We start from the raw sequence: 1,328 nt of genomic DNA, 5'->3' as shown, positions 1-1,328 counted from the left end.
GGCGGCGGGGCCAGGCCGAGGGCATCGAGCCGGCGGTCGGCCGCACGGGTGACGGCGCCCAGCGCACGGCCCAGCGCGTCCGCGATCCCGCTCATCCGTCACCGCCCCCGGTGACGGCGCGGTAGTACTGCAGCGCCGCGGTGAGCCACGTGGACAACGCCTCGTCGTCCGCGATCGCGTCTGCCGCGACCGTGATCCAGCCGGGCCCCATATCGCGGCCGGCGCCCACTTCGGCCTGTGCGGCGCCGGGCCGGGAGAGGAGTTCGGCGTGCCGATCCGGGTCCACCCGCACGAGGAGGCCGCCGTCCCTGCCGGCGCTCACCACGATCTTCCCGGAGACCATGAAGCAGCGGCCGCCGAACATGGACACCTCGCGCGAGACCGGAGCGTCCGCGAGGTGCTCGCGGAGTCGGTCGATGAGTTCCTGCTGGGCGGCGGGTACCGGAGTCCGGGGCATCTGTCGGATCCTTCCCGTGAGACGAGAGCGGGCCCCGGTTCCTCGCGGATCCGGGGCCCTTCTACTGTCTCGACACAGTGTGCGCGAGGGGGGACTTGAACCCCCACGTCCGTTAATAGGACACTAGCACCTCAAGCTAGCGCGTCTGCCATTCCGCCACTCGCGCTCGCACACTGGCTGCCTTCGGCGGATCTCGTCCGCCTTGGCCGTGCGAGGAATGACATTAGCCGATGCCCGGACCCGGGACCAAATCGCGGTCCCGCCGCGGGGCGCGCGGGGCGGTCATCGCTGGTAGACAGGGACGTGACCGGCTGGAGGACCACTCCACACCGTCCGATCGCAGGAGGAGAACGATGACCCAGTTCCGCGTGCCCGACCCGTATGCCGCCCTTCCGGATCTGCCCGCTCTGGAGGTGACCAGCGAGTCGTTCACCGAGGGCGCCACACTGTCGGCCGCGCAGCTCGGCGGGAAGATGGGCGTCGAGGGCGGCCAGGACAAGTCGCCCCAGGTGAGCTGGAGCGCCGGCCCCGAGGGCACCAGGACGTACGTGGTGACGGTGTTCGACCCGGACGCGCCCACGGCGTCGGGTTTCTGGCACTGGTCCGTCGCCAACATCCCCGCGGACGTGACGTCGCTGCCCGAGGGCGCGTGTACGGGTGACGACACCTCGGGCCTGCCGGAGGGCGCCGTCGTGGTGCGCAACGACGCCGGCTTCAAGGGTTTCGTGGGCGCGGCACCGCCGGCGGGTCACGGCCCGCACCGCTACATCCTCGCCGTCCACGCGGTGGGCGACGAGATCGAGTTGGGCGACGACGCCTCGTGTGCGTTCGTCGGTTTCAACCTGTTCGGTCAGGGACTGGCCCGTGGCAC

2 protein-coding genes and 1 tRNA gene are annotated in these 1,328 nt (G+C 71.3%); 1 reads left to right on the top strand and 2 read right to left on the bottom strand.

The genetic code is table 11. The features are described from left to right. Window positions 1-91 precede the first annotated feature (91 nt). Window positions 92-457: a TfoX/Sxy family protein gene (locus tag G6030_RS14475; RefSeq protein ID WP_007629248.1), complete on the bottom strand. Its 366-nt coding sequence runs from the start codon at window positions 455-457 to the stop codon at window positions 92-94. Window positions 458-537: 80 nt separating this feature from the next. Next, a tRNA-Leu gene (locus tag G6030_RS14470) sits at window positions 538-623 on the bottom strand. Window positions 624-810: 187 nt separating this feature from the next. Between G6030_RS14470 and G6030_RS14465 the strand changes: the two genes are divergently transcribed. Further along, the coding region (locus tag G6030_RS14465) for a YbhB/YbcL family Raf kinase inhibitor-like protein (protein WP_182643594.1) at window positions 811-1,328 on the top strand (518 nt) is incomplete at its 3' end.

Source organism: Dietzia sp. E1 (assembly GCF_014145015.1).
GTDB lineage: Bacteria > Actinomycetota > Actinomycetes > Mycobacteriales > Mycobacteriaceae > Dietzia > Dietzia cinnamea_A.
The sequence above is the reverse complement of the archived record's forward strand: the minus strand, read 5'-3'. Positions and strand labels throughout refer to the sequence as shown.